The 26,879-nt window shown below is 59.2% G+C and carries 24 protein-coding genes; 9 read left to right on the top strand and 15 right to left on the bottom strand.

Annotation, left to right across the window (positions count from 1 at the left end; genetic code table 11):
- Window positions 1-19: 19 nt before the first annotated feature.
- From hycI to hycA, 9 genes are all read right to left on the bottom strand, one after another.
- On the bottom strand, window positions 20-475 hold the full coding sequence (hycI, locus tag IP581_RS18145; protein WP_017459277.1) for a hydrogenase maturation peptidase HycI: 456 nt from the start codon (window positions 473-475) through the stop codon (window positions 20-22).
- Window positions 468-878, bottom strand: coding sequence for a formate hydrogenlyase maturation HycH family protein (locus IP581_RS18150; RefSeq protein WP_193821054.1), 411 nt, complete (start codon window positions 876-878; stop codon window positions 468-470). The genes hycI and IP581_RS18150 overlap by 8 nt, the downstream gene beginning before the upstream one ends.
- On the bottom strand, window positions 878-1,642 hold the full coding sequence (locus IP581_RS18155; RefSeq protein ID WP_086873671.1) for an NADH-quinone oxidoreductase subunit B family protein: 765 nt from the start codon (window positions 1,640-1,642) through the stop codon (window positions 878-880). The genes IP581_RS18150 and IP581_RS18155 overlap by 1 nt, the downstream gene beginning before the upstream one ends.
- Window positions 1,642-2,184 carry a formate hydrogenlyase complex iron-sulfur subunit gene (locus IP581_RS18160; RefSeq protein WP_193821055.1) on the bottom strand — a complete coding sequence of 181 codons (543 nt, stop codon included), beginning with the start codon at window positions 2,182-2,184 and terminating at the stop codon, window positions 1,642-1,644. Before IP581_RS18160 ends, IP581_RS18155 begins: the two co-directional genes overlap by 1 nt.
- A gap of 16 nt (window positions 2,185-2,200) precedes the next feature.
- Window positions 2,201-3,913: a formate hydrogenlyase subunit HycE gene (gene hycE, locus IP581_RS18165; protein WP_086873670.1), complete on the bottom strand. Its 1,713-nt coding sequence runs from the start codon at window positions 3,911-3,913 to the stop codon at window positions 2,201-2,203.
- Window positions 3,914-3,925: 12 nt separating this feature from the next.
- Window positions 3,926-4,852, bottom strand: a complete 927-nt coding sequence (locus IP581_RS18170) for a respiratory chain complex I subunit 1 family protein (RefSeq protein ID WP_193822721.1) — start codon at window positions 4,850-4,852, stop codon at window positions 3,926-3,928.
- A gap of 2 nt (window positions 4,853-4,854) precedes the next feature.
- Complete coding sequence (gene hycC, locus IP581_RS18175; RefSeq protein ID WP_193821056.1) at window positions 4,855-6,669, bottom strand: formate hydrogenlyase subunit 3; 1,815 nt, start codon at window positions 6,667-6,669, stop codon at window positions 4,855-4,857.
- Window positions 6,666-7,274 carry a 4Fe-4S dicluster domain-containing protein gene (locus IP581_RS18180; protein ID WP_086873867.1) on the bottom strand — a complete coding sequence of 203 codons (609 nt, stop codon included), beginning with the start codon at window positions 7,272-7,274 and terminating at the stop codon, window positions 6,666-6,668. Before IP581_RS18180 ends, hycC begins: the two co-directional genes overlap by 4 nt.
- A gap of 97 nt (window positions 7,275-7,371) precedes the next feature.
- Complete coding sequence (gene hycA, locus IP581_RS18185) at window positions 7,372-7,839, bottom strand: formate hydrogenlyase regulator HycA (protein WP_017459269.1); 468 nt, start codon at window positions 7,837-7,839, stop codon at window positions 7,372-7,374.
- A gap of 200 nt (window positions 7,840-8,039) precedes the next feature.
- Here hycA and hypA point away from each other — a divergent pair, with 200 nt between their 5' ends.
- Genes hypA through flhA form a run of 6 tightly spaced genes read left to right on the top strand, consistent with a single transcriptional unit; the run spans window position 8,040 to window position 13,783 of the window.
- Window positions 8,040-8,387, top strand: a complete 348-nt coding sequence (hypA, locus tag IP581_RS18190) for a hydrogenase maturation nickel metallochaperone HypA (RefSeq protein WP_045511032.1) — start codon at window positions 8,040-8,042, stop codon at window positions 8,385-8,387.
- A 3-nt stretch (window positions 8,388-8,390) separates the two neighbouring features.
- Window positions 8,391-9,263, top strand: a complete 873-nt coding sequence (hypB, locus tag IP581_RS18195; protein ID WP_193821057.1) for a hydrogenase nickel incorporation protein HypB — start codon at window positions 8,391-8,393, stop codon at window positions 9,261-9,263.
- Window positions 9,254-9,526 (top strand): HypC/HybG/HupF family hydrogenase formation chaperone, encoded by a 273-nt coding sequence (locus tag IP581_RS18200; protein WP_017459266.1) that lies wholly within the window; start codon window positions 9,254-9,256, stop codon window positions 9,524-9,526. The genes hypB and IP581_RS18200 overlap by 10 nt, the downstream gene beginning before the upstream one ends.
- Window positions 9,526-10,647 carry a hydrogenase formation protein HypD gene (gene hypD / locus IP581_RS18205; protein ID WP_086873666.1) on the top strand — a complete coding sequence of 374 codons (1,122 nt, stop codon included), beginning with the start codon at window positions 9,526-9,528 and terminating at the stop codon, window positions 10,645-10,647. Before IP581_RS18200 ends, hypD begins: the two co-directional genes overlap by 1 nt.
- Window positions 10,644-11,654, top strand: a complete 1,011-nt coding sequence (gene hypE / locus IP581_RS18210) for a hydrogenase expression/formation protein HypE (protein ID WP_086873665.1) — start codon at window positions 10,644-10,646, stop codon at window positions 11,652-11,654. The genes hypD and hypE overlap by 4 nt, the downstream gene beginning before the upstream one ends.
- 56 nt (window positions 11,655-11,710) lie before the next feature.
- Window positions 11,711-13,783 (top strand): formate hydrogenlyase transcriptional activator FlhA, encoded by a 2,073-nt coding sequence (gene flhA, locus IP581_RS18215; protein WP_193821058.1) that lies wholly within the window; start codon window positions 11,711-11,713, stop codon window positions 13,781-13,783.
- A gap of 134 nt (window positions 13,784-13,917) precedes the next feature.
- Here the strand turns inward: flhA and IP581_RS18220 are convergent, their stop codons facing one another.
- On the bottom strand, window positions 13,918-14,259 hold the full coding sequence (locus IP581_RS18220; RefSeq protein ID WP_193821059.1) for a nitrous oxide-stimulated promoter family protein: 342 nt from the start codon (window positions 14,257-14,259) through the stop codon (window positions 13,918-13,920).
- Window positions 14,260-14,438: 179 nt separating this feature from the next.
- On the opposite strand from IP581_RS18220, the gene IP581_RS18225 reads away from it, so the two are divergent.
- The 3 genes from IP581_RS18225 (at window position 14,439) to IP581_RS18235 (ending at window position 16,695) form a co-directional block, all read left to right on the top strand.
- Complete coding sequence (locus tag IP581_RS18225) at window positions 14,439-15,047, top strand: hypothetical protein (protein WP_097401514.1); 609 nt, start codon at window positions 14,439-14,441, stop codon at window positions 15,045-15,047.
- Window positions 15,044-15,565: a surface-adhesin E family protein gene (locus IP581_RS18230; RefSeq protein ID WP_086873661.1), complete on the top strand. Its 522-nt coding sequence runs from the start codon at window positions 15,044-15,046 to the stop codon at window positions 15,563-15,565. The genes IP581_RS18225 and IP581_RS18230 overlap by 4 nt, the downstream gene beginning before the upstream one ends.
- A gap of 86 nt (window positions 15,566-15,651) precedes the next feature.
- Entirely contained in the window at window positions 15,652-16,695 is a 1,044-nt protein-coding gene (locus IP581_RS18235) for an alpha/beta fold hydrolase (RefSeq protein WP_193821060.1), read from the top strand.
- A 43-nt stretch (window positions 16,696-16,738) separates the two neighbouring features.
- Here IP581_RS18235 and IP581_RS18240 read toward each other — a convergent pair whose 3' ends face one another.
- The 5 genes from IP581_RS18240 to nirB form a co-directional block, all read right to left on the bottom strand.
- Entirely contained in the window at window positions 16,739-17,926 is a 1,188-nt protein-coding gene (locus tag IP581_RS18240; protein ID WP_193821061.1) for a cytochrome c biogenesis protein DipZ, read from the bottom strand.
- A gap of 129 nt (window positions 17,927-18,055) precedes the next feature.
- A complete protein-coding gene (locus IP581_RS18245) occupies window positions 18,056-19,357 on the bottom strand; it encodes an ATP-binding protein (RefSeq protein WP_193821062.1) in 1,302 nt (433 codons plus the stop codon).
- Complete coding sequence (locus IP581_RS18250; RefSeq protein ID WP_193821063.1) at window positions 19,354-20,094, bottom strand: response regulator; 741 nt, start codon at window positions 20,092-20,094, stop codon at window positions 19,354-19,356. The genes IP581_RS18245 and IP581_RS18250 overlap by 4 nt, the downstream gene beginning before the upstream one ends.
- A gap of 91 nt (window positions 20,095-20,185) precedes the next feature.
- On the bottom strand, window positions 20,186-23,929 hold the full coding sequence (locus tag IP581_RS18255; RefSeq protein ID WP_193821064.1) for a bifunctional nitrate reductase/sulfite reductase flavoprotein subunit alpha: 3,744 nt from the start codon (window positions 23,927-23,929) through the stop codon (window positions 20,186-20,188).
- Between the two features lie 17 nt (window positions 23,930-23,946).
- Window positions 23,947-26,859, bottom strand: a complete 2,913-nt coding sequence (gene nirB, locus IP581_RS18260; protein WP_193821065.1) for a nitrite reductase large subunit NirB — start codon at window positions 26,857-26,859, stop codon at window positions 23,947-23,949.
- Between the last annotated feature and the right edge of the window lie 20 nt (window positions 26,860-26,879).

Consider the following 26,879-nt stretch of genomic DNA (forward strand, 5'->3'; position numbering starts at 1 on the left):
CGGGCAACCGGCGCACCGTTTACAGATTGTCGAAACCGCCGTTACCTTCCCAGCCCGCCAGCCGCTGGTAGATACATTCCACCGCAGCTTTTACCGGCGGCGTCATCGGGTAGTAAAACCCGACAATATCCGGCTGAATGCCAAGAAAAATCACCTCGCCGATATCTTCTTTCAACTGATCAATCAGGTAGTTAAGCGGCATATTGTGGGTGGTCATCAGGAACATTTCGGCAATGTCATCCGGGTCCACCACACGGATATCGCCAGGGTTGAGCCCCATATCGGTCGCATCGACAATCAGCAGCCGTGAGGGTTTCAGTTCGCGAATCGCGACCACATCGTTTTCTGGCGCGCTGCCACCGTCAATCACCTGCCAGTTACCTTGCGGGTTTTCGGCGCACATTTGCGCCAGCAACGGGCCTGCGCCATCGTCACCCATCATACTGTTGCCGACACACAGCAATACGTCAGTCACGTAATCTCCTCACCATTAAATAGATGGCGCTTTCCTGATGGATATCATGCAGCATCGACAGCAGCGCTTTGCTCCAGGCGAGCTGCTGCGCATTTTGCCGAGCCTGCGCCCGATCAAACGCGTTTGCCAGCAGCATCACGTGCGTGCTGTCGATAACAATTTCGCCATAGCGCGGCACGCCTTCCATTTTGCGCCGCGCCTCGCTGCCCGCCTCCAGCGTGGCGATCCACGCCAGGTACTCCTCCCACGGGCAGGAGAGCGCCGTTTCCAGGCAGTCGATCACCCCCAAATGGTGGCCGATAGCCAGGCTGTAATAAACCACTTGCTGCGCCTGTGCGGGCGTAGCGTCGTTCTCGTCGATAAATTTACGCCGCAACTGGCTAAAGACCACCGATTCGCCCATCAGATTTTCGCCTCCTGCACCACCTGGTTCAGATGGCTGACAATCTCGGTCAGGCGCGGATCGTTTTCCTGCGCCAGCCAGTTCACCACTTCATGTTCGCCGATGCTTCGCAAACGCAGATAGTCATCGGCAATCTGACGGCCGTAGCGATACCCCGCCAGCCGACGGGCGGTGCGATCGACTTTCACGCGCAGCGGCTGCACCATTGTCGGGTGCAAAATCTCGGCTGGCTGGTCGTCCTGCTCACCCGGCAGACGAGCATGGATTTTCTGCTCCAGCAAGCCCAGCGCCATGGCGAAACCATACAACGTGGCAGCGGGCGTTGGCGGGCAGCCGGGAATATAAACATCCACCGGCACAATTTTATCGGTGCCGCCCCACACGCAGTACAGGTCGTGGAAGATACCACCGCTGTTGCCGCACGCGCCGTAGGAGATACAGATTTTGGGATCCGGCGCAGATTGCCAGGCACGCAGCGCAGGCGATCGCATCGCGCGGGTTACCGCCCCGGTAAACAGCAGAATATCGGCATGGCGCGGTGACGGAACCACTTTGATACCAAAGCGTTCAGCGTCAAACAGCGGCGAAAGCGTGGCGAAAATTTCAATTTCGCAGCCGTTGCAACCGCCGCAGTCCACGCGGTAGACATAGGCGGAGCGTTTGATCTTATTCAGCAGCGAGGCTTTCATGCTGGCGATGGACTCCTCCACCGTCATCGGTACCGGAATACCGTCCGCATCGCGCGGACCTAACAGCTGGCTCATTAGCTGGCCTCTCTCATATGGCGGGTCAATTCAATACGATCGGACGGCACCAGGCACTTCTGGCGCTTACACTCCGGGCAGGTTTCAAAACTTTCACGGTGCAGCTCTGCCCGGCTATCGCCGTTATGCGCCAGCAGCGCGATGGCGTAGTCGATCTCTTTTTGCACCGCGAATGGCCGGGCGCATTCGCGGCACTGGCACAGTTCAAAGCGCGACTGTTGCAGGAAATCGGCTTTGTTCCACACCGCCAGTTCATACTCCTGCGAAAGCGTGATAGCGGCCGTCGGGCACACTTCTTCGCAACGGGCGCAGAAGATGCAGCGCCCCAGATTGAATTGCCATGCCAGCTCGCCGGTGGCGAGATCGGTTTCTACCGACAGCGCATTCGACGGGCAGACGTTGACGCAGGCGGCACAGCCAATGCACTGCTGCGGGTTGTGCTGCGGCTTGCCGCGAAAGTTTTTGTCGACCGGCATCGGCGACAACGGGTAATCGCTGGTTGCCGTGCCGGTTTTGATCACTTTTTTGATAAAGGTAAACATCGCTACCGTTCTCCCCTCACGATTTCAACGGCGAGTTCTTACGCTCAACCCCGTAACGCTCCAGCTCTTTGTAAGCCACGACCTTACTTTTCTTCTTGCGCACATCCACCACCGTCATGCGGTCGGTGCAGGAGTAGCAAGGGTCGAGGCTGCCAATGATCAGCGGTGCGTCGGAAACCGTGTTACCGCGCAGCATATAGCGCAACGTCGGCCAGTTGGCGTATGTCGCCGCGCGGCAGCGCCAGCGATAGAGTTTCTGGTTATCGCCAGTCATGCTCCAGTGAATATCGTCCCCGCGCGGCGCTTCAGAGAAACCGAGCGCGAAACGGTGCGGAATATAGGTAAAGCCTTCCACCATCAGCGGGCCGCCAGGCAAGTTATCCAGACCGTAATCGATCATATTGAGTGCGCTCAGCACTTCGTTGATGCGCACTTTCAGGCGTGAAATCACATCGCAGCCCTGTTCGGAATGCACGGTCATCGGCAGCAGACCGTAACCGACAAACGGGTGATCGGCGCGGGTATCACGGGCGTGACCGCTGGCGCGCACCATCGGGCCGACATTACTGAAATCGCGAGCGATTTGCGGATCGAGGCGACCAATACCCACGGTGCGCTGCTCAATGTTCGGCGTGCTCATCAGCACCTCCACCAGCTCGGTGACATCGCGGCGCATCTGCTGTGCTAACTGGCGCGTCTGGATCATGTCGTCTTTCAACATGTCGCGGCGGATACCGCCAATCAGGTTCAGACCGTAGGTTTTACGCGCCCCGGTGAGGATTTCCGCCATTTTCATGGAGGCTTCGCGCACGCGGAAAAACTGCATAAACCCGGAGTCAAAACCAACAAAGTGGCAGGCCAGCCCCAGGTTGAGCAAGTGCGAGTGCAGGCGTTCCACTTCGAGCAAAATGGCGCGGATCATCTGCGCGCGTTCCGGCACCACGATGCCCATCGCGTTTTCAACCGACGTGGTATAGGCCGTGCTGTGGGCAAAACCGCAGATACCGCAGACGCGATCGGAAAGGAACGTGACTTCGTTGTAACCCATGCGGGTTTCCGCCAGCTTCTCCATGCCGCGATGGACGTAAAACATGCGGTAGTCGGCATCGACAATATTCTCGCCATCAACAAACAGGCGGAAATGGCCCGGTTCGTCCGAGGTCACATGCAGCGGGCCAATCGGCACCACATTGTTTTTCTTATCGCCCAGCTCGTTAATAAACTCGTAGGTTTCCGCATCGGTGGTCGGCGCCGGACGCTGGCGATAATCCATGCTGTCTTTACGCAGCGGGTAGAGTTCATCCGGCCAGTCATCCGGCAGCACCAGGCGGCGCTCATCCGGCAGGCCTACCGGGATCAGACCGTACATATCGCGCACTTCGCGCTCGCCCCACACCGCCGCCGGTACGCGCGGTGTTACTGACGGGTATTCTGGTTTCAGCGCATCCACTTCCACACGCACGGTAATCCAGCATTTGACGCCCTGCTCCATCGACAGCACGTAATAAACGGCAAAATGACCGTTCAGTTTGCGTTCGTCGTTGCCAAACAGCACGGAAAGCCAGCCGCCCTGTTGGTAGTACAGGTACTCGACGACTTCCGGCAGATAGTTCACTTTGATGGTGACGGTAATCTGGTCTTTGGTCTGCCACGCTTCATCCAGCACCACGCCGGGAAATTTCTCGTGCAGGGCGGCAAGATAGTGTTGACCGATTTTTTCTTCAGACATGCTCAAACTCTCTTAATACGTCGCCAGCAAGGAGACGAAGGCTAAAAAGGCGACGCCGAAACCGGCCCACGTCACGCGCGAAGTAGCAACAAAACGCAAACGCGCCATGCTGTTCTCAAACAGGGCAATAATCAGCACGCCAGCGACCAGTTTCACCACGGCGATCGCCAGTGCCAGCAGCAAACCGGCGGCGCTAAAGGTGGTCATCTGCCCCCAGGGCAGAAACACGCCAACAAACAGTTGCAGCACCACTAGCTGTTTTAAGCTGATGCCCCACTTCAGCACGGCAAAACCGCTGCCGCTGTACTCAGACAGCGGCCCTTCCTGCAACTCCTGCTCCGCTTCCGCGAGATCAAACGGCAGTTTGCCCATCTCGATAAAGGTGGCGAACGCGCAGGCGCACAGCGCCAGCAACAGAGGAATGCTGCGCGATAGCGGCCAGTGATAAACGGCATTGGTGATATGGCTAATGTGCGTGGAACCGGCGACCAGCGCCGCCACCCACAGGCCAAGCAGCAAAATCGGCTCGACCAGCACACCGAGCATCGCTTCACGGCTCGCGCCTAGCCCGGTAAACGGGCTGCCGGTATCAAGCCCGGCGATGGCAAAGAAAAAGCGGGCAATGGCGAACAGGTAAATCAGCGTGATCAGATCGCCCAGTTCCGGCAGCGGCGAGGCAATCGTCACCACCGGTAACGCGGTCGCGACGGTCAACATGACGCCCACCATCACAAACGGTGTCAGGCGAAATACCCAGCCCGACGCCGCCGGAGCAATACTTTGCCGTCCCAGCAGTTTCAGCAGATCGCGGTATTCCTGCAGCACGCACGGCCCACGCCGGTTGTGTAAACGCGCACGCGCCACGCGGCTGATGCCGGAAAGCAGCGGCGCTGCGGCAAACAACACCAGCGCCTGGAGTAAAGCAAACAGAAAACTCATCATCAGGCTCCTCGTGAAATCACCACTACCACCAGCACCGCCAGCTCAATCAGCGCCAGCCGGCGAAACAGCACCGGCGCGCTATCACCGTGCCAGCCGGGGACAGGAAGCCGGGGCTCCAGCCATTTGCGCAGCTTCAGCACCGGGGCAAAGGCCGCTTTCACCGGCATGGCGAAACCATGCGCGGTAATCACCATTGATCTTTCGTGATCGTAACCGCACACCCAGGCGCTACCGCGACGGCGGGCAGGCAGGCGATCGCCTTTAAACAACATCATCAGCAGCAACGGCAGCAACGGTGTGGCAATCAGTAACAGCGCAATCATCGGTTGCGACACCACGGTGTTTGCCGTTTGCAGCGGCAACGGTACGGCGGCAAACAGGCGCGGCATCAGCCACGGCGCGGCAACACCGCCAATAACGCAACAAATGGCCAGCGCGGCGACCACGCCAGTCATTAACCAGGGAATGGAACGTGGGTTTTCCGCCTGAGTGCTACGCGGCGCGCCAAGAAAAGTGACGCCATAGACTTTCGCCATGCACATCACCGCCAGCGCGCCGGTAATTGCCAGGCCAACCGCCAGCAGCGGCCCCAGCAATTGCAGCAAGAAATGACCACTGGCGCTTAAACTAAAGAAGGATTGATAAATCACCCACTCACCGGCAAAACCGTTGAGCGGCGGCAGCGCCGCCATCGCCATCAGCCCGACCAGCATTGCCAGCGAGATAACCGGCATCTTTTTACCGATGCCGCCCAGTTTTTCGATATCGCGATGACCGGTGCCAAACCACAGCGTCCCCGCGCCGAGAAACAGCGTGCTTTTAAACAGGCTGTGGTTGAAAAGGTGATACAGGCCGCCGGTCAGCCCCAGCGCCAGAAGAACAGGTTGCTGCAGCGCAAGGCCGGTAACGCCAGCGCCCAGGCCGAGCAGAATAATGCCGATGTTCTCCAGCGTGTGGTATGCCAGCAGGCGCTGGATATTGTGCTCCATCAAGGCATACAGCCCGCCAACAAAGGCAGTCATGATGCCGAATACCAGCAGCGCAACGCCCCACCACAGCGGCGGTTGGCCGCCGAGCAGTGAAAGGCTCAAAATGCCGAACAAGCCGACTTTCATCACCACCGTGGAAAACAGCGCCGCCGCTGGTGCGGGCGCAGTGGCATGCGCCTGCGGCACCCAGGCATGCAGCGGAATAATCCCGGCCAGCAGGCCAAAACCGATCACCCCGAGCAGCCAGATGTCGCTATCGAGCGCGTGGGTGGCGAGCAGTGCAAAATCCAGCGTCTGATAACGCTGCCACAGCAGCCAGCAGGCCACCGCCAGCAGTACCGTACCGAAGCGACCCATGACAAACCACAGCTTGCCGGATTTGCTACAGCCGGTCAGGAATACCGCGCTCAGCGCCATAATTTCCGCCATGATCACCAGTGCGCCGACGTTTGCCGCGCTCACCGCGCACAGCGCCGCAGCCAGCAGCAAGTTCATCAGCAAACCGTTGGCTTTCACTGCTTCATGACGATGCCAGTAAATGGAGAACAGGCTAACGAAACCGCCGCAAACGCCGAGCGTTATCAGCCATACGGCGCTGAGCGGTGTGACCAGAATGTGATACTGAATCAGCGGTATCATGCCGCTCACCGTAACGGTGTCTGTTAACGCCATCACGCCACAGGCCGCTGCCATTGCGCAGCCGATAGCGCCGCCAAGCCCGGCAAACAGACCGCTTAACGCTTTGAACGGCATAAACAGATAGGCCAACATGGCGGCGCAAGTAAGCACCGCGACAGCAGCGCTTAACAAAGAGAGGATAGTCATTTCGCGCTCCGGTTTAGCTGCGTATACAGCGATAAATCGCCGTAATCTGTGTTGAGGGTTTGCTCGCGTTTGCGACGGCTGGCTCTGGCGATATCCCGGTTATTAACCAGATGCAGTGCCTTGGTCGGGCACATCCGCACACAGGCTGGGCCTTCTGCATCGAAGTGGCAGAGATCGCACTTCACCGCAATGGCCCGCACACCGGGCACCCAGTCCAGCAACGTGCTGACTCGCGCGGGTGCAGGCGGCGCGGCGGGCGCTTTGGGCGAGTTAACATTGGCGGGAATATCCAGCGGGCGGCTACCGGAAAACTCAATCGCGCCGAAAGGACACGCAATCGCGCACAGCTTGCAGCTGACGCACAAGCTTTCATTTAACTGCACCGCGCCATCAACGCGGTTGATCGCATTCACCGGACAAACGCCCGCACAGGGGGCGTCTTCACAGTGGTGGCACTGTTGCGGCGCGGACTCTTTTTCGCTACGCATCACGCGCAGCCGAGGCATCGCCTGCAGGCCATGCGCACGGTGCGTTTCGGCGCAGGCAGCCTCGCAGGTATGGCACCCAATACATAACGCCGAATCGGCAATTACAAAACGGTTCACCAGCAAATCCTCAGGTGATTCACCCTGGTTACGGGCGGTCATTTATGACGAAACGTGTCGCGCGATGTGTCACTTCGACACATGTCGACACCCAAACTCAGGCCAGCGCAGGCGCGTGTGCGTGGCTGGCAAGCGTGGTGAGATTGACCGGCGTATCCGCTTCCATTGCGGCATACAGGTTGTCGTAAACGGCGGCGATTTTGCCGAGATAATGCTCCAGCACTTTTTCGCGATCGCGCACGCTGAACGCGCCATCGACCTTGCCATCGCTGGAGAGCTGCGCTGTGGCAATCACGCGCCGCTCATCGCTCTCTTTATTGGCAATCGCATATTCAATGGTGTGACCGTTAAAGCCGCCGGTCAGGGTGATATAAACGGTGAAGTGTTCAAACAGCACAAAGCAGAGTTGCTGTTCCGGCGCGCAGCCGATGGCGTGATGCAACCGCGCTTTGGAGAGCGTAACGCCCTGAACTAACGCGTTACAGTAGCTACGCCACTCTTCCTGCAGGCGGTGATGCCGCCCGGCAATGTAATCTGCCTTTTCGCTAATTTCCCAAATGGTCATGTCTGCTTACCCGGTTAATGAAAAACAACGGCGGTAAAGCATCATCCATGCCAAATTTTAACTTATTGATTTTTAAAAATATAAAAACCAAACACTCCCCCTTTCGACGTGTCATCTCGACATTGTCGACATCGTCACCGTGTCAAAATGCGTAATGGCACTCTTATTGCATTAAGGGCGCAAAGTCATCAGGAGGCGTTATGCACGAAATCACCCTCTGCCAGCGTGCGCTGGAAATTATTGAACAACAGGCGTCAGCAAACGGCGCGCGTCGGGTCACCGGCGTGTGGCTGAAAGTCGGCGCATTTTCTTGTGTAGAAACGGAAGCTTTAACGTTTTGTTTTGATCTGGTTTGCCGTGGCAGCCTGGCGGAAGGTTGTACACTGCACATCGAACAACAACAGGCGGAATGCTGGTGCGAGTCCTGCCAACAGTATGTGACGTTACTTACCCAGCGAGTGCGCCGCTGCCCGCAGTGCCACAGCGACCAGTTGCAGATTGTCGCCGATGACGGCATGCAAATTCAGCGACTGGAAATTGAGGAGTAAACAATGTGTACAACATGTGGTTGTCAGGACGGTAACCTTTATATTGAGGGGGATGAACATAATCCGCACTCGGCGTTTCGCGGTGCGCCGTTCTCCCCTGCAGCCCGCCCGGCGCTGAAAATCACCGGTATCAAAACCGACGATTTTCGTCCTACGCAACTGGCACACGGCGACCTGCATTATGGTCACGGTGAAGCCGGTACCCACGCTCCCGGCATGAGCCAGCGCCGGATGGTGGAAGTGGAGATCGACGTACTGGAGAAAAATAACCAAATCGCCGCCCGTAACCGCGCCCGCTTCGCCGCTTCGCAACACCTGGTGCTGAACCTGGTTTCCAGCCCCGGTTCCGGCAAAACCACCCTGCTTACCGAGACCCTCAAACGCCTGAAAACGCGCGTTCCTTGCGCGGTGATCGAAGGCGATCAGCAAACGGTTAACGATGCCGCGCGCATTCGCGCCACCGGCACCCCGGCGATTCAGGTCAACACCGGTAAAGGCTGCCATCTTGATGCGCAGATGATTGCCGACGCCGCACCGCGCCTGGCGCTGGAAAATCGCGGCATCCTGTTTATCGAAAACGTTGGCAATCTGGTGTGTCCGGCGGGTTTCGACCTTGGCGAGCGTCATAAAGTGGCGGTGCTGTCGGTAACAGAAGGTGAAGACAAGCCGCTGAAATATCCGCATATGTTCGCCGCCGCCTCGCTAATGCTGCTCAATAAAGTGGATTTGCTGCCCTACCTCGACTTTAACGTCGAGCAGTGCATCGCCTATGCCCGTGAAGTGAACCCGACCATTGAAATCATGTTGATTTCCGCCACCAAAGGCGACGGGATGGATGCCTGGCTTGACTGGCTGGAGACGCAACGATGTGTATAGGCGTACCGGGGCAAATTTGCGCCATTGATGGCCTGCAAGCCAAAGTGGATGTCAGCGGCATTCAGCGCGATGTCGATTTAACGCTGGTCGGCAGCACGGACGAAAACGGACAGTCGCGCCTCGGCCAGTGGGTGCTGGTGCATGTCGGCTTCGCCATGAGCGTGATTAACGAAGAAGAGGCGCTGGATACGCTGGCGGCGCTGCAAAACATGTTCGATGTCGAACCCGATGTCGGCGCGCTGCTTTACGGCGAGGAGAAATAATGCGTTTTGTCGACGAATACCGCGCCCCGGAACAGGTGATGCAACTGATTGATCACCTGCGTGAACGGGCTGCACACCTCTCTTACACCGCCGCGCGCCCGTTGCGCATTATGGAGGTGTGCGGCGGACACACGCACGCTATTTTCAAGTTTGGCCTCGACCAGTTACTGCCGGAAAATATTGAGTTTATTCATGGCCCCGGTTGCCCGGTCTGCGTATTACCGATGGGGCGAATTGATACCTGCGTGGAGATAGCCCAGCACCCGGAGGTGATTTTCTGCACCTTTGGCGACGCCATTCGCGTGCCGGGGAAAAACGGCTCGCTGTTGCAAGCGAAAGCGCGCGGCGCGGATGTGCGGATTGTCTATTCGCCAATGGATGCGCTGGCGCTGGCGGAAAAAAATCCGCAGCGCAAAGTGGTGTTCTTCGGTCTGGGGTTCGAAACCACCATGCCCGCCACCGCCATTACGTTGCAGCAGGCAAAAGCCCGTAACCTGGATAACTTCTGGTTTTTCTGCCAGCACATCACGTTGATTCCCACGCTGCGTAGCCTGCTGGAGCAGCCGGACAACGGCATCGACGCGTTTCTCGCACCGGGCCATGTCAGCATGGTGATCGGCACCGACGCCTATACTTTCATCGCCGATACTTATCAGCGCCCGCTGGTGGTCGCCGGGTTTGAACCGCTCGATCTATTGCAGGGCGTAGTGATGCTGGTTGAGCAGAAAATCGCCGCCCATAGCAAGGTGGAAAACCAGTATCGCCGTGTGGTGCCGGACGAAGGCAACCGGCTGGCCCAGGCCGCTATCGCCGAGGTGTTTACCGTACGCGGCAACAGCGAGTGGCGTGGCCTGGGCATGATTGGCGAATCCGGTGTGCATCTGACTGACGCGTATCAGCGCTTTGACGCCGAAGCCCATTTTCACCCGGTCGAACAGCAAGTGTATGACGATCCGCGCGCCCGCTGCGGTGACGTGCTGACTGGCCGCTGTAAACCGCACCAGTGCCCGCTGTTCGGTAACACCTGTAACCCGCAAAGCGCGTTCGGCGCACTGATGGTGTCATCAGAAGGTGCCTGCGCGGCCTGGTATCAATACCGTGCTCAGGAGTGTGAAGCATGAATGAAGTACAGATGGCGCACGGCAGCGGCGGCCAGGCTATGCAACAGCTTATCAGCCAGCTTTTTATGGACGCGTTCGCCAACCCCTGGCTTGCAGAACAGGAAGATCAGGCGCGTATCCATCTGGCCGAGCTTACGGCAGGTGGCGATCGGCTGGCGTTTTCCACCGACAGCTACGTTATCGATCCGCTATTCTTTCCCGGCGGCAATATCGGCAAGCTGGCGGTATGCGGCACGGCAAACGACATTGCCGTGAGCGGCGCAACACCACGCTTTCTCTCCTGCGGCTTTATCCTTGAAGAGGGATTGCCAATAGCCACCCTGAAAACGCTTGTCGAGAGCATGGCCGATACCGCCCGCAGCGCCGGTATCGCGATTGTCACCGGCGATACCAAAGTGGTGCAGCGCGGCGCAGCCGATAAGGTGTTTATCAATACCGCCGGCATTGGCGCGATCCCGGCCTCTATTCACTGGGCAGCAGCATCGCTGCAACCCGGCGATGTGCTGCTGGCAAGCGGCACCCTGGGCGATCACGGCGCAACCATCCTTAACCTGCGTGAAGGCTTAGGGCTGGATGGCGAGCTGACCAGCGATTGCGCGGTGCTGACGCCGTTGATTAGCCAACTGCGCGAGCTTCCCGGCGTAAAAGCCCTGCGCGACGCCACGCGCGGCGGCGTTAACGCGGTGGTACATGAGTTTGCTGCCGCCTGCGGTTACGGCATTGAGTTAAATGAACGAGATTTACCGGTAAAACCGGCGGTACGCGGGGTTTGCGAACTGCTGGGGCTGGATGCACTGAATTTTGCCAACGAAGGCAAACTGGTGATTGCCGTTCAGCGCGAAGCCGCAGAGCAGGCGCTGGCACAATTACGCGCTCACCCGTTAGGGCGCGACGCCGCCATAATTGGCGAAGTGGTCGACCGCAAAGGCGTTCGTCTGACAGGCCTTTATGGAGTGAAGCGCCTGCTGGATTTGCCCCATGCCGAGCCCTTACCACGGATTTGTTAACTTTTTATTTTTATTACTTTTTACACACCTTCAGCGTGTGTTCCTGGAAAAGCAAAATGTCGTATACACCGATGAGCGATCTCGGGCAACAAGGATTGTTTGATATAACACGGATGTTATTACAGCAACCCGATATGGCCGCGCTTTGTGAAACGTTAACCCGGTTGACCCGCCAGGCGGGTCTCGCCGATAACGCCGCGATTGTGCTGTGGCATGCCGACAGCCACCTCGCCAGCCGTTACGCCGTGCAAGGTCCCGACAACAGTGCCCGATATAACGACCAGGCGCTGCTGGCAGGCGGCCCGGTGCGGCATATCCTCTCTCACCCGCAGGCGCTGCGCTGCACCGCGCAACTCTTTAGCGAGACCTGGCCCGCCATTGCCGAAAGCCGGATCTACCCGGCATTCGCGCATTACAGCTTGCTGCCGCTCGCTGCTGAAGGGCAGATATTTGGCGGCTGCGAATTTTTTCGCACCAGCGACAGGCCATGGAGTGACAAAGAGACCGAGCGCCTGCATACGCTGACGCAAATCGTCGCCGTTGTCGCCGAGCAGTTGCAAAGCCGCGAGCACCCCACGCCAGACTACGAACTCTTGTGCCAGGAGCGCGACGATTTTCGCATTCTGGTGGCCATCACCAATGCGGTGCTCTCCCGGCTGCATATGGATGAACTGGTCAGCGAAGTGGCGAAAGAGATCCACTACTACTTCGGCATTGACGCCATCAGTCTGGTGCTGCGCGGCAGCCGCAAGGGCAAACTGACCATCTACTCGACGCATTATCTGGATGAAGCCGACCCCGCCCATGAAACGCAGGAAGTCGACGAACAGGGAACGCTGACCGAGCGGGTATTTAACAGCCAGGAGATGCTGCTGATTAATCTGCATGAGCGTGACAAACTCGCGCCCTACGAGCGGATGCTGTTTGAAACCTGGGGCAACAACATTCAGACCCTGTGCCTGCTGCCGCTGATGTCGGGGAAAAATCTGCTGGGCGTGCTGAAACTGGCGCAGTGCCAGAAAGAGGTGTTTACCCCGGCGAACCTGAAACTGCTGCGCCAGATTGCCGAACGTATCGCCATTGCCGTGGATAATGCGCTGGCCTACCAGGAGATCCACCGTCTGAAAGAGCGACTGGTGGATGAGAACCTCGCGCTTACCGAACAACTTAATAATGTCGACAGCGAGTTTGGCGAGATTATCGGGCGCAGCGATGCGATGTTCCGCGTGCTCAAGCAGGTTGAGATGGTGGCGCAGAGCAACAGCACGGTGCTGATCCTGGGCGAAACCGGCACCGGCAAAGAGCTTATCGCGCGCGCTATTCATAACCTTAGCGACCGCAACAGCCGCCGGATGGTGAAGATGAACTGCGCGGCGATGCCCGCCGGGCTGCTGGAAAGCGATCTGTTTGGTCACGAGCGCGGCGCGTTTACCGGTGCCAGCGCGCAGCGCATCGGGCGTTTTGAACTGGCGGATAAAAGCTCGCTGTTTCTTGATGAAGTGGGCGATATGCCGCTTGAGCTGCAACCCAAGCTGCTGCGCGTGTTGCAGGAGCAGGAGTTTGAGCGTCTTGGCAGCAATAAACTGATTCAGACCGATGTCAGGCTTATCGCCGCCACCAACCGGGATCTCAAACAGATGGTCGCCGATCGGGAATTTCGCAGCGATCTCTACTACCGCCTGAATGTCTTTCCTATCCACCTGCCGCCGCTGCGCGAGCGCCCGGAAGACATTCCGCTGCTGGTGAAAGCCTTCACCTTTAAAATCGCGCGCAAAATGGGGCGCAATATCGACAGCATCCCGGCGGAAACCTTGCGCGTGCTGAGTGCGATGGAGTGGCCCGGGAATGTGCGTGAGCTGGAGAACGTGATCGAGCGTGCGGTGCTGCTCACGCGCGGCAACGTGCTGCAACTCTCAATGGCGGAAATCGCCGTGCCGTCCCTCGCGCCTGAAACGCCCGCCGAAGTGGCGCGCGAAGGGGAAGATGAGTATCACCTGATTGTGCGCGTGCTGCGGGAAACCAACGGCGTAGTCGCCGGGCCAAAAGGCGCGGCGCAGCGGCTGGGGCTCAAACGCACCACGCTGCTCTCCAGAATGAAACGATTAGGTATTGATAAAGAGGCGTTATAGCCGCAGACCCGACGGGCGTTCGCACGTCGGGCATTTCATTTCACATCATTAAAATCCCACAACCCCATCCGGCAAACGCGTAAACAGCCTTCTTCCCTTGCCTTCACCGAATAAACTCCCTGCTTACTCACCCGCTATTTGCGCCGGTACTTCTCCGGCAGCTCCGGTACCGGGCGCTTATCATCAAGCAAATGGCGCACCGTCAGTATCGGGTGACGCCACAGCATGCGCGGCCCCGCCCAGCGCATAATTTGTTTCATCTCTTCGCGTTTCGCAGGCTGGTAACAGTGTACCGGGCACTGTTTGCAGGCCGGTTTCTCTTCGCCAAACATGCATTTATCCAGCCGCTTTTCCGCATAAGCGTACAAATCCGCATAGTGCGCCGCGCTGCTTACAGCATCCGGGCAGGCGCGCTGATAAAGGGCAATCATTTTGCGGATAGTCAGTTTTTCTCGCAGGATCCGGGGGCCAGCCATACACGTCACCAATAGTTAAGATGCATAAATAATACAACTTAATGGAATCGCAAAAAACCACGCCCGCCGCGTTTTTATGTAAAGGTCAGACCTCATATGCCGATACCTGTTTACCCCCTTCTGCTGACGATGACGAGATGGAGCCGTCATAACAAACGGCGCAGACCTTAAGGACACCCATGAAATCTTTTTTTCTCCCCCTGGCGCTGCTCACGCTGACGATGACCGGAGCCGCAAAAGCGCAAACGCTGACAGAAAGTCTGCTGCGTTGCGATAGCACTTTTTTCAGTGAACTCTACAAACAGCGAGCCACACTGGCGCACACCGCGCCACTGGTGACAGATAAGCAACATCACGCCTGGTTTGCCGAGCCGAAAGACGACTCCGGTATCGTCTGGTTTAGCAAGCCGCTGCGCATCAATCAGCTCACCATTTCTGGCTTTGACAGGTCTCAAGAGTCACTGGGTAAATTGGGCGATTATTACTTCTGGGGGTGGATTATCGAAGAGCCCCTCTCTGCGGTGATAGCGGCGTTGCCTGACGTTCACTGGCAAAAAGTCACTGACGGGTATTACGGCAATCCGCTGATCAAACGCGCCGGCGAGACAACATGGCGAGTCAACAAAACTGCCGTCAGCGGTATTGCCCCGGCTGCAGATAGCGTGGAAAAACTCGCCATGCTGGAAGTGAGTGAAGGCAAAACCTTTTTGCGCTGCTCAATTCAGGGTCATGTGAGCAATGAGGATTTACTGGCGGTGCGCCCGGATCTGCAAGGAAAGCAAAAATGAAAAAATCCCTGTGTCTTGTCACCGCGCTGCTGCTGATGTCCGGCTGCGCCAGCCATCCCAGGAGCACTGATGCACAAACGGCAACGCCGCCCAAACAGGTCGTTAAGTTCGTGACACTCAGCAGCGGCATCAGCTATCTGGATTTTCGTGCCATTTCCCTTTACGACGGCAATCCCTATTTGCGCCGTATTGACGTGATTCATAACTACACCGAAGGCATGCCGGTGAAAAAGGATCCGCTGATGGTGATTCGCAGCGAACGCCAGAGCCTGGTGGTGAACTGTGATACGCACCAATTCGCCCATGTGCATAAGCTCTTCTTTTCAGAGCCTTTTGCCACTGGCGACAAAATCGCCCGCATGAACACGCCCGGACAGTGGCAGGATTACCCGCCAACATCCTTAATCGGCCTGACGGCAGGCTTACTGTGTAAGCTCCCGGTGGAGCGCCTGGTCGCAGAGCCCGAACGCGATACGCAAACACCGCTGTTATACACGCTGATACAGAACGGCGCGTAGTCGCACACAATCGGGATACAGTGATCCCTTGCAATAGCGGGTGGATGGCGCAGGACGCCATCGCCCACTTTTTGCAGGAGACACTTATGTCATCGATTGAAAACCCGCAACGCCGCCTGCTGTTGCAGGCTACTGCCGCAAGCCTGGCCGCACTGGAACTGGGGCTAAACGCCCTTCCCGCCCACGCCAGCGCACCGCCCGCCGCACTCACCGCCGCACCGCGCAACCTGACGCCACTACCGCCCATTAAGCAGATTGACGCAGGCGTGCTGAATATCGGGTATATCGACACCGGACCGGTAAACGGCGAACCGGTGCTGCTTCTGCACGGCTGGCCGTATGACATCTACAGCTTTGCCGATGTGATCCCGCGCCTTACCCGCGCCGGGTTTCGCGTGCTGGTACCCTGGTTGCGCGGCTATGGCAGTACCACATTTTTATCTGCCGATACACCGCGCAACGGCCAGCAGGCGGCACTCGCCGTCGATGCTATCGCCTTTCTCGACGCGCTCGACATTAAACAGGCAGTGATTGGCGGTTTTGACTGGGGCGCGCGTACCGCCAATATTCTTGCCGCACTGTGGCCGCAGCGCTGCAAAGGGCTGGTCCCGGTAAGCGGTTATTTGATTGGCAGCCAGCAGGCGAATAAAAAACCGCTGCCGCCTGCGGCGGAGCTCGCCTGGTGGTATCAATTCTACTTTGCGACCGAGCGCGGCGAAGCAGGCTATCGGGAACATACCGATGCGTTTGCGAAACTTATCTGGCGAACCGCCTCGCCGCAGTGGCGCTTTAGCGACGCGGAATTTGCCCGCTCGGCGCAGGCATTGCACAACGCCGACCACGTCGCCATTACGTTGCATAACTATCGCTGGCGGCTGGGAATAGTCAGCGGTGAGCACCGTTTCGACGCGCTGGAACAGCAACTGGCAAAGGCGCCGGTGATTACGGTGCCGACCATTACGCTTGAGGGCGACGCTAACGGCGCGCCGCACCCGGATCCCGCCAGCTACGCCAGCAAGTTCAGCGGCCGCTACCAGCACCGTACCGCCACCGGCGGCATTGGTCATAACCTGCCGCAAGAAGCGCCCGCGTTTTTTGCGCAGGCGCTTATCGATATTGCCAGGGCTTAAACAGCGCGCGCCTTCGGCTGATTCAGCGAAGGCGCGTTTTCCCTCATGAATGGGCTTCGGCCAGCAGTTTCTGAATAAGTTGCTCCTGCTGTTGATACTCCCCTTCACCAAAGTACATCTGCCGCAGTTGCCCTTTGGCATCAAAATAGTAATGCGCGGGCCAGTACTGGTTCCCAAACGCATTCCAGATGGCGTAGTTATTATCCACCGCCACCGGGAAGCGGATATTCTCTTTTCGCACCACATTTTGCAGCGACTGAATGTTCTTCTCGAACGGGTATTCCGGGGTGTGAACACCAATCACCACCAGCCCCTGGTCGCGGTATTTTTCCGCCCACGCTTTCACGTACGGTAACGTGTGCTGGCAGTTGATACAGTCGAACGTCCAGAAATCCACCAGCACCACTTTGCCCTTCAGCGCCTGCGGGGTGAGCGGCGCCGAGTTAAGCCAGCTCACCGCCCCCGCCAGTGGCGGCATGGTATTGCGTACCACTGGTTCGCTGACCGGCTGCAGCATGACGGCTGGTTGCGGCAACGCCCGCCAACTCAGAAGCTGTTGTTCCAGCCGCGTTGTCCATGTACCCGCCCCCTGCAACGCGGAGCTCGCCCCGCTGCCAATCAGCACGACCGCCCCCAGCATAGCGACACCCGCTCCCTGGCGCAGTCGCTCGCTGAAGGGCAGGCTGGCACGCAGACGAGAAAAAAGTCTATCGCCACACAGCCAGAGCAGCGCCAGCATCGCCGCCGCACCGCTACCGTAGGCCGCCAGCACCAGCGCCGTCTGCCCGTTTGCGCCGTTTAGCATGGTGGTACTCAATACCGCGCCGAGGATCGGCCCGGCGCACGGTGCCCACAGCAGCCCGACGGATAAGCCCGCCAGCAGTGCTGAAAGCACGCCGCCCGTACGGCGACTGCGGTTATCAAGCCGCTCACCGGCGCGCACAGCAAAGTGCATTACTGTGCTGGCAATGCGCGGTGAAATCAGCGACAACGCCATCACCGCCAGCAGACCGAGCGCCAGCCAGCGCCCCCAGGCGTTGGCCTGGATTATCCACTGCTGCGTGGCGCTCGCCAGCAGCGCCACCAGCGTAAACATCGCCACCATTCCCGCCAGCAGTGCGGCAAGATGACGTTTATCCCGGCCAAAGCTTGCGAACAGCAGCGGAATCACCGGCAGCGTACAGGGGCTGAGCAGCGTCAAACAACCGCCTAAAAAAGCAATGATCACCATAACAGGCTCCTTGATTCGTTGAGGAAACAGGCGCATTACACCGCCGCTGTGTATCGCGGCGGTGTCGGTGATGGCGGGTTTTGTCAGCCGGTGTTGCAGGCCTGAGAAAAGATACGCAGAGATACAAACTTAGCGCGGCAGTAACACGCAGACATCCAGCCCCCCTTCGGGGCGGTTGCTCAGATGCAGTTGCCCACCGAGTTGCGACACCAGTTGCTGGGCAATCGCCAGCCCCAGACCGGTGCCGCCGGTGCCGCGATTACGCGAGGTTTCCAGCCGGTAGAAAGGCTCCAGCACCGCTGCCAGCGCTTCGTCAGGAATGCCAGGGCCGTTATCAAGCACATGGATCGCCAGTTGCGTATCTGGCGTAAGTACAATATCGATCTCCGCTTTGCCGGCGAATTTCAGCGCGTTATCCAGCAGATTGGTTAATATGCGCCGCAGCGCCTGCACATCAATTTGCAGCGTGATATCCGGCGGGCAACGCAGCAGCGTCACCGGTTTGCCAACGTCGACATAATCACACACCAGGCTGTCAATAAACGGGTGCAGCGCCAGCCGCTGCGGTGCGAGCGGCGGCGCATCCTGCGTGCGGGCATAAGCGATCCCTTCGCGCACCAGCCGGGACATTTCGTCCAGATCCGCCAGCAGTTTGTCGCGTAGCGCTTCATCGGCAGCCATTTCACTGCGCAACCGCATCCGGGTGATCGGCGTTTGCAGGTCGTGCGAAATCGCGGCGAGGATCTGCGCGCGCGAACTCAGGTGGTGAGCAATACGTGCCTGCATCGCGTTGAAAGCACGCACCGCGTGCTGCACCTCCGTTGGGCCGCTCTCTTCCATCACCGGCGGCGGTTCGGGCGACGGGGTGAGCGCATCAAGCGCGCGGGTAAAGCGGGTCAGCGGCTTCACCGCCAGACGTACCGCCAGCCAGCAGCAGATAAGCAACAGCAGCAGTTGTGCGGCCAGCACCGCAGGCAGCCAACGGGCGATGGGCGTCGGACGCGGGGTGATATCAATGGTCAGCGGCGCGCCATCATGCAGGCGCAAATGCGCCTGCAAATGTTCCTGCGAGCCAGAGATGGCATTGATTTTCAGGGCATATTGGCTGCCCAGCGCCTGTTCAAGCGAACGCGCGGTATCTTTCGAACGCCAGCTGGTGGGATAGCGCCCGTCTTCGCCTGCGCTCAGCAAGTAGCGATAGTTACCGCGATCGATACGCGCCAGCCACGCAGGGCGCTCACTGGCGGGCAAGCGGTCGAGGATCGCCACGCTGGTCGCCACATCGTATTCAAGATTGCCCAGCATCACCGAACGCGCGGTACTGATACGTTCATACAGCAGCAGGCTAAGGGTTAACGCGTTCGCCAGCAGCAACCCCACCAGCACAATCACCACTAAACGTGACAGCAGCGAGCGCGGCCACAGCCTCATTCCCGCGCCTCTGTAATCACTACCGGCATTGAGAAAACATAGCCTTCGCTGCGCACGGTTTTGATATAAGCCGGTTCACGCGCGTCGTCGTTCAGACGCTGGCGCAGACGGCTCACCAGCAGATCAATAGATCGTTCGAAAAGCTCCGCGTCGCGCCCCTGAGTAAGGTTCAGAAGCTGGTCGCGGTTGAGTACGCGCTGAGGGTGATCGAGAAATACGCGCATCAGGCGATACTCCGCGCCGCTCAGCGCCACTACTGTACCTTGCGCATCCACCAGATGGCGCGCCGAGGTGTCAAGCTGCCAGTCGCCAAACGCCAGGCAGCGCCCTGCTTCGGTGATTTGCAGGTTCGGCGGCAACATGCGCGTACGGCGCAAAATGGCTTTAATACGCGCCAGCAGTTCGCGGGCAACAAAGGGTTTGACCAGGTAGTCATCCGCCCCCATCTCCAGACCGACAATGCGATCGGTATCTTCGCTGCGCGCGGTCAGCATCAGCACCGGCACGTTTTTATGCGCACTGCTGCGCAGCTCGCGGCACAGCGTCAGCCCGTCCGTGCCGGGCATCATGATATCCAGCACAATCAAATCCACTGGCGTGGTTTCGAGCAACTGGCGCATCTGTTTGCCATTGGCGGCAACGCTTGCGCGCAGGCCGGATTGGGTCAGGTAATCAGCAAGTAGCGTGCGAATTTCCCGGTCATCATCAACAACCAAAATATGGTCAATATGTTCCATCCAAAAAGCCCTGGCGGCGGGTAACGGTAAAATGAGTGTATCCTGGTTACGCACGGCCCGGGTGTTGGCTTTGTATCACACTGTACAGTGCTTAATAGACATCGCGCTGATAGCGATTTTCCCGCGCCATTGCCGCCAGCCAGGCGTTGGCCTCGTCAGCGCTCATGCCGCCAAAAGTTTGCGCCACCTGTTTTAAGGCGTTTTCAACATCTTTCGCCATCTGGCTCGCATCGCCGCAAACATAAAAATGCGCCCCGGCGGCTAACCAGCGCCACAGTTCTTCGCCCTGCTCCAGCATGCGGTGCTGAACGTAGATTTTCTGCGCCTGATCGCGGGAAAACGCGCAGGTGAAACGCTGCAAAACGCCGTCGCGCTGCCAGGCCTCCAGCTCCTCACGGTAATAAAAATCCGTCGCCGCATGTTGCTCGCCAAAGAACAGCCAGTTATCCCCTCTCGCCCCTGTGGCCTCGCGCTCCTGCAGGAAACCGCGAAACGGCGCAATGCCGGTGCCAGCACCGACCATGATCGCTGCCGTGTTCGGGTCTGCTGGCAGGCGAAAATGCGGCGCGGGCTGAATAAAGATCGCCACGAGCCCGGCGCGATCCGCCAGAAAGGTCGAACAGACGCCGCCGCGTTGCTTGCTGTCGCCATAACGCACGGTGGAGATTGTCAGTTCCACGCGCTGCGGGGAGACTTTCGGGCTGGAGGAGATGGAATAGAGCCGTGGCTGCAAGCGGCGCAGCGCGGAGAGCCACTGTTCCGCCGCCAGATGTACCGGGAAGCTCTGCAACAGATCGATGATCTGCCGCCCCCACAGCCACTGCGTAAGTTCGGTACTGTTTTCACTGGCGAGCAGATTATCCAGCGTTTCGCTTTGCGCATGGTCAGCCACCAGGCGCAGTATCTCCGGGGTGATCCGCGTAATGTCGAAACAGTCGCAGAGCGCAGCCTGCAATGTCATCTCGCCCACGCCACTCACCTGCACCACGCGTTGCCCGTCCAGCGCCAGCAGATCGAGAATTTCCGCCACCCGCTGCGGGCAGTTGCGCGGCCAGACGCCGAGCGCATCGCCCACTTCGTAGTGCAGGCCGCTCCCCTGCAGATCAAACGCGAACTGACGGATCTCTTTTTCCGCCCCCGGCGCGCTCAGCAGTTGGTTGGTGACCAGCGGCACGCTAACAGGAGCGTGGCGGCTGAAACCAGGTTTTGCCATGAGTTGCGCCGCGCGTTGCGACGGCGCGCCGAGGCGCAGAATGTCAGTGTGGATCGCCGTCAGCCACTGCTGCGCCGCGTCAATATCCCCCGCGTCGCACGTCTGGCACGCCAGCAGCCGCTGTGCGCCCAGTGCGGCCAGCCGGGCATCCAGGTTGCGGCCAAAACCGCAAAACTGCGCGTAACTGGCATCGCCAAATGCCAGCACCGAAAATGCCGTCCCGCTCAGCGCAGGCGCGTTTTCGGCGCTCAACCCCGCCCACAACGCCGCGCCATTCGCGGGCGGATCGCCATCGCCAAAGGTGCTGGCGAGCAGTAACACGCGCGGCGCGGCGGCAATATCGCTCATGCTAACGTTATCCATGGCGCGCAATTTTACCGTCAGCCCGGCATGCAGAAGCTGTTCGGCGCAGCGGCGGGCAAACGCCTGCGCATTGCCGGTGGTGGAGGCCCACAGCACCAGCACTAACCCGCAGTCCTCATCCGTTGCGGGTGCCGCGGCGGGCGCGGGCTGCTGCTCGCTGCGCACCAGCGCGATGGCGCAGTGTTTCAGCTCGGGTTGCAGCGAAACCGGATCCAGCGCATCGCTGGTCAGGGCGTTAATCGCCAGATTGTCGCCAAACCGATCGTTCCAGTGAAAGGGCGCAAAACTGTTGCCGGGCCGTACACGGTCAGTCACCACCGCAGGCAGCCGCGCCATACCGCGCCGCGAGCGGATATCCACCCAGTCCCCCTCGCTTATCGCCAGGCGTTGTGCGTCCACAGGGGAGATTTCGATAAACGGGCCGGGGTTGAGCGTATTGAGCAGCGGGATTTTGCCGGTCTTGGTGAGCGTGTGCCACTGGTGCTGCACGCGCCCGGTGTTGAGCACCAGCGGGTAGTCGTCATCCGGCATTTCGGCAGGCGCGAGATCCGGGCGGGCAAAAAATTGCCCCCTGCCGCTGGCAGTGGCAAAACGCACGCGCCCGTTATCCTGCAAATAGCGAATGGGGTGACGCGTTTGATCATCATCCGGCGCACAGGGCCACTGCAACGGCGTCTGGCGCAGCCGCGCGTAGCTCGCACCGCGAATGTCGTAGCCGGTTGCCGGGTTGTAAGCGGCGCGGATTTCATCAAACACCTCAGCGGCGCTGGCGTAGCAAAAACCGTCTGCATATCCCATTTCGCACGCCACTCTGGCGATAATTTGCCAGTCGGCAAGCGCATCGCCCGGCGGGGAGACGGCCTGCTGCATCAGTGTCATGGTGCGCTCGGAGTTGACCATCACCCCTTCAGCTTCCGCCCACAACGCGCCCGGCAGCAGGATATCGGCATAACGGTTGGTTTCGGTATCCAGAAACGCATCCTGCGCAATCACCAGTTCGGCGCGTTCCAGGCCGGCAATCACTTTTTTGCGATTTGGCACAGTAGCGACCGGGTTGGTGCAGATTATCCAGCAGGCTTTGATCTCGCCCGCGCTCATCGCCTCAAACAGCGCGACCGTACCGCCGCCGACCTCGTCGCGCAGCGTACCTGGCGGGCGTTGCCACAGGTGTTCGACGAAAGCGCGGTCTTCTGCCGCCAGCACCGATCGCTGGCCCGGCAACCCGCCGCCCATGTAGCCCATTTCCCGCCCGCCCATCGCGTTTGGCTGGCCGGTAAGCGAAAACGGCCCGCTGCCGGGACGGCAAATCGCGCCAGTCGCCAGGTGCAAATTACATAACGCGTTGGTGCTCCAGGTGCCGTGCGTACTCTGGTTTAGCCCCATCGTCCAGCAGCTCATCCAGTTGCCTGACTCGCCAATCCACTGCGCCGCCTGGCGAATATCGGCTTCACGCAGCCCGGTGCGCTCCGCTACCTGCTGTGGCGTATAGTCCAGCAGGAAATCCGGCATCGTTTGCCAGCCGTCGGTGTGTTGGGCAATAAAATCGTTATCCAGTTGACCGTTTTGCACCAACAATGCCAGCAAACCGTTCAGTAAGGCGAGATCGGTGCCGGGTTTGATCTGCAAAAAGAGCGAGGCTTTCTCCGCCGTGGCGGTGCGCCGGGGATCAACGACAATCAGTTTCGCCCCGGCATTGACGCGCTCCATCATGCGCAGGAACAGGATCGGGTGGCAGTCGGCCATGTTGGCGCCAGTCACCAAAAACAGGTCGGCGTGGTCAAAGTCGTCATAAGAGCCCGGCGGCCCGTCCGCGCCGAGCGAGAGTTTGTAACCACTGGCGGCGCTGGCCATGCACAGACGCGAGTTGGACTCGATGTTGTTGGTGCCAATAAACCCTTTCGCCAGCTTGTTCGCCAGATATTGCGCTTCTAACGACATCTGGCCGGAAACATACAGCGCCAGCGCATCCGGGCCATGCTTATCGATAATGCCACGTAGTCGCCGCGCCGTTTCGCGGATGGCGTCATCCATCGCCGTACGCACCGGCTCATGCTGACGCGATGTGCGCAGCCAGGCACTCTCCAGACGGTCCGTCGCCGTTATCGCCTCCGCGCAGCTTTTACCTTTGGTACACAGCCGCCCCTGGTTGGTCGGATGGCTTTTATCGCCCTCCACACTGATGATGCGCTGGTTTTCCACCTGCATCACCAGCCCGCAGCCCACCCCGCAGTAGGGGCACACGCTTTTGATCTGCTCCATTTCGCCCCCGGGTTTGTTTAAGACGCTTCGGCAATGGCCGGGAAGGTGTTCTGCGCGGCGGGCGCACGCTGCACCCAGATTTGCCCGTGCAGGACTTTCACCGGCCAGACGCGCAGACGCAGCCCGGCATCGTCCAGGCTCTGCCCGTCGCGCAGACGAAAGCGTTTTTTATACAGCGGCGAGATAACCATCGGTTCGCCGCCCGCATCGCCCACCAGCCCGCGCGCCAGCACATTCGCCTGGCTCCCCGGCTCGTGGTTTTCGAGTGCGAAAACCTGCGGCTCACTGCCAGCCAGGTGAAACAGGGCAATCTGCTGCTGACCAAGACGCGCAGCCATCCCGGCGTTAACCGGAATATCGGCCAGTGCGGCAATCTGCTGCCACTCGCCATCCCCCGAATGCGAGTGGTTCTGCACCGGTGGTTTTTCCTGCGCGGTGGCCGGGCGGATCTGCCCACGCTCCGGCACCATCACCACCGCTTCATCGGGTTGATCGCTATTGAGGAAGCCCCGGAACAGCAGGCGGTTTTGCGGGTTATCAAGGGTGGTTTTCCACTCGCACTGATAGCTGTCGACCACCTGCTGCATGTCGCGCTCCAGTTCCGCGCCAATGTTGAGGCTGTCTTCCAGTACCACCTGTTTGAGGTAGTCCAGGCCGCCTTCCATGTTGTCCAGCCAGGTGCTGGTGCGCTGTAGCCGGTCGGCGGTGCGGATATAGAACATCAACACCCGGTCGATGGTGCGGATCAGCGTTTCGCTGTCGAGATCGCTGGCAAACAGATCCGCGTGACGTGGCTTCATGCCGCCGTTGCCGCAGACATACAGGTTCCAGCCTTTATCGGTGGCAATCACGCCAATGTCTTTGCCCTGCGCTTCGGCGCATTCACGGGTACAGCCGGAGACCGCCATCTTGATTTTGTGCGGCGAGCGCAGCCCCTTGTAACGGTTCTCCAGCGCGATAGCCATGCCGGTGGAGTCCTGCACGCCATAGCGGCACCAGGTGGAACCGACACAGGATTTCACCGTGCGCAGGGATTTGCCGTAAGCGTGGCCGGTTTCAAACCCGGCGGCGATAAGCTCCTCCCAAATGGCGGGCAACTGCTCAAGCCGCGCACCAAACAGATCCACCCGCTGCCCGCCGGTGATTTTGGAGTAGAGGTTATAGCGCTGCGCCACTTCGCCGATGGCGATAAGCCCCTGCGGGGTGATTTCGCCCGCCGGGATGCGCGGCACCACCGAGTAGGTGCCATCTTTTTGTATGTTGGCGAAGAAGCGATCGTTGGTGTCCTGCAATGGCAGGTGCTGCGGTTTAAGCAGGTAATCATTCCAGCACGAAGCGAGCATGGACCCGACCAGCGGTTTGCACACTTCGCAGCCGTGCCCCTGACCAAACTGCGCAATCAGCGCGTCAAACGTGCGGATATCGTGCAGGCGGATCAGGTGATACAGCTCCTGACGCGACCAGGCAAAATGCTCGCAGATATCTTTTTTCACCTCCACACCAAGCTGTTGCAGCTCGTGCTCCATCACCTGTTTCAGCAGCGGTACGCAACCACCGCAACCAGTGCCCGCTTTGGTGCAGCTTTTCAGTGCTCCAAGCTCGCTGCAACCACCCGCCACGGCCGCCGCGATATCGCCCTTGCTGACGTTATGACAGGAGCAGATTTGCGCGCTGGCAGCGAGCGCCGCCACGCCCAGCCCTTTTGGCGCGTCGCCGAAAAGCGCAGGCAGGATCAGCGTTTGCGGCTGAGCAGGCAGCGGCATGTCGTTAAGCATCATTTGCAGCAGCAGGCTGTAATCGGCGCTATCACCAATCAGCACTGCGCCGAGCAGCCGTTTGCCATCAGCGGAGACAACGATTTTCTTGTAGATTTCGCGCGGGCCATCGGTCCACTGGTAACTCTGGCTGCCAGCGGTTTTGCCGTGCGCGTCGCCAATAGAAGCGACCTCAACGCCAAGCAATTTCAGTTTGGTGCTCATATCCGCACCGGTAAACGGCGTGTCGCGGGCGGCAAGTTTATCCGCCACGCTACGCGCCATCTGGTAACCGGGCGCGACAAGGCCAAAAATCTGCCCGTTCCACAAGGCGCACTCGCCGATGGCGTAAATGGCCTCGTCGGAGGTCTGGCAATGATCATCAATCACAATGCCGCCGCGCGGCCCTTTTTGCAGCCCGGCGCTTTCCGCCAGTTCATCGCGCGGGCGAATACCCGCCGAAAACAGCAGCAGATCGGTTTCCAGAAAACTGCCGTCGGCAAAGCAGAGGCGGTGGCGCGCCTGCTCGCCGTCAATGATTTCCCGCGTCTCTTTGCGCGTATGTACCTGCACGCCCAGCGCTTCGATTTTGCGTTGCAGCATCATGGCGCCGCCTTCGTCGAGCTGCACCGCCATCAAACGCGGCGCAAACTCGACGACGTGGGTTTCCAGCCCCAACTGACGCAGAGCGTTGGCGGCCTCAAGCCCCAGCAAACCGCCACCAATCACCACGCCGCGTTTCGCGTTCTTCGCCTGCGCGGCAATGGCGTCCAGATCGTCGAGCGTGCGATAGACCAGGCAACCGGGGCGCGTATTGCCGCTGATCGGCGGCACAAAAGCATACGAGCCGGTAGCGAGCACCAGCGTGTCGTAATGGGTTTCCACGCCTTGCGCATCGCGCACGTAGCGTTGCTGGCTGTCGATGGCGACAATTTTGCTCGCGCAGTGCAGCGTAATGCCGTTGTCGGCAAAGAAGCCATCGCTTACCAGCGACAATGACTCGGCGCTGCGCCCGGCGAAATATTCCGAAAGATGCACGCGGTCATAAGCGGGTAGCCGTTCTTCGCCAAACACCACAATGTCGTAATGCTGGTGCAGTTCGCGCTCCACAAGCTGTTGCAAAAAGTAGTGGCTCACCATGCCGTGGCCGATCACCGCTAAAACGGGCTTTTTCATAACCTGAATCCTTAAAGGCA

Source organism: Kosakonia pseudosacchari (genome assembly GCF_015167415.1).
GTDB lineage: Bacteria > Pseudomonadota > Gammaproteobacteria > Enterobacterales > Enterobacteriaceae > Kosakonia > Kosakonia pseudosacchari.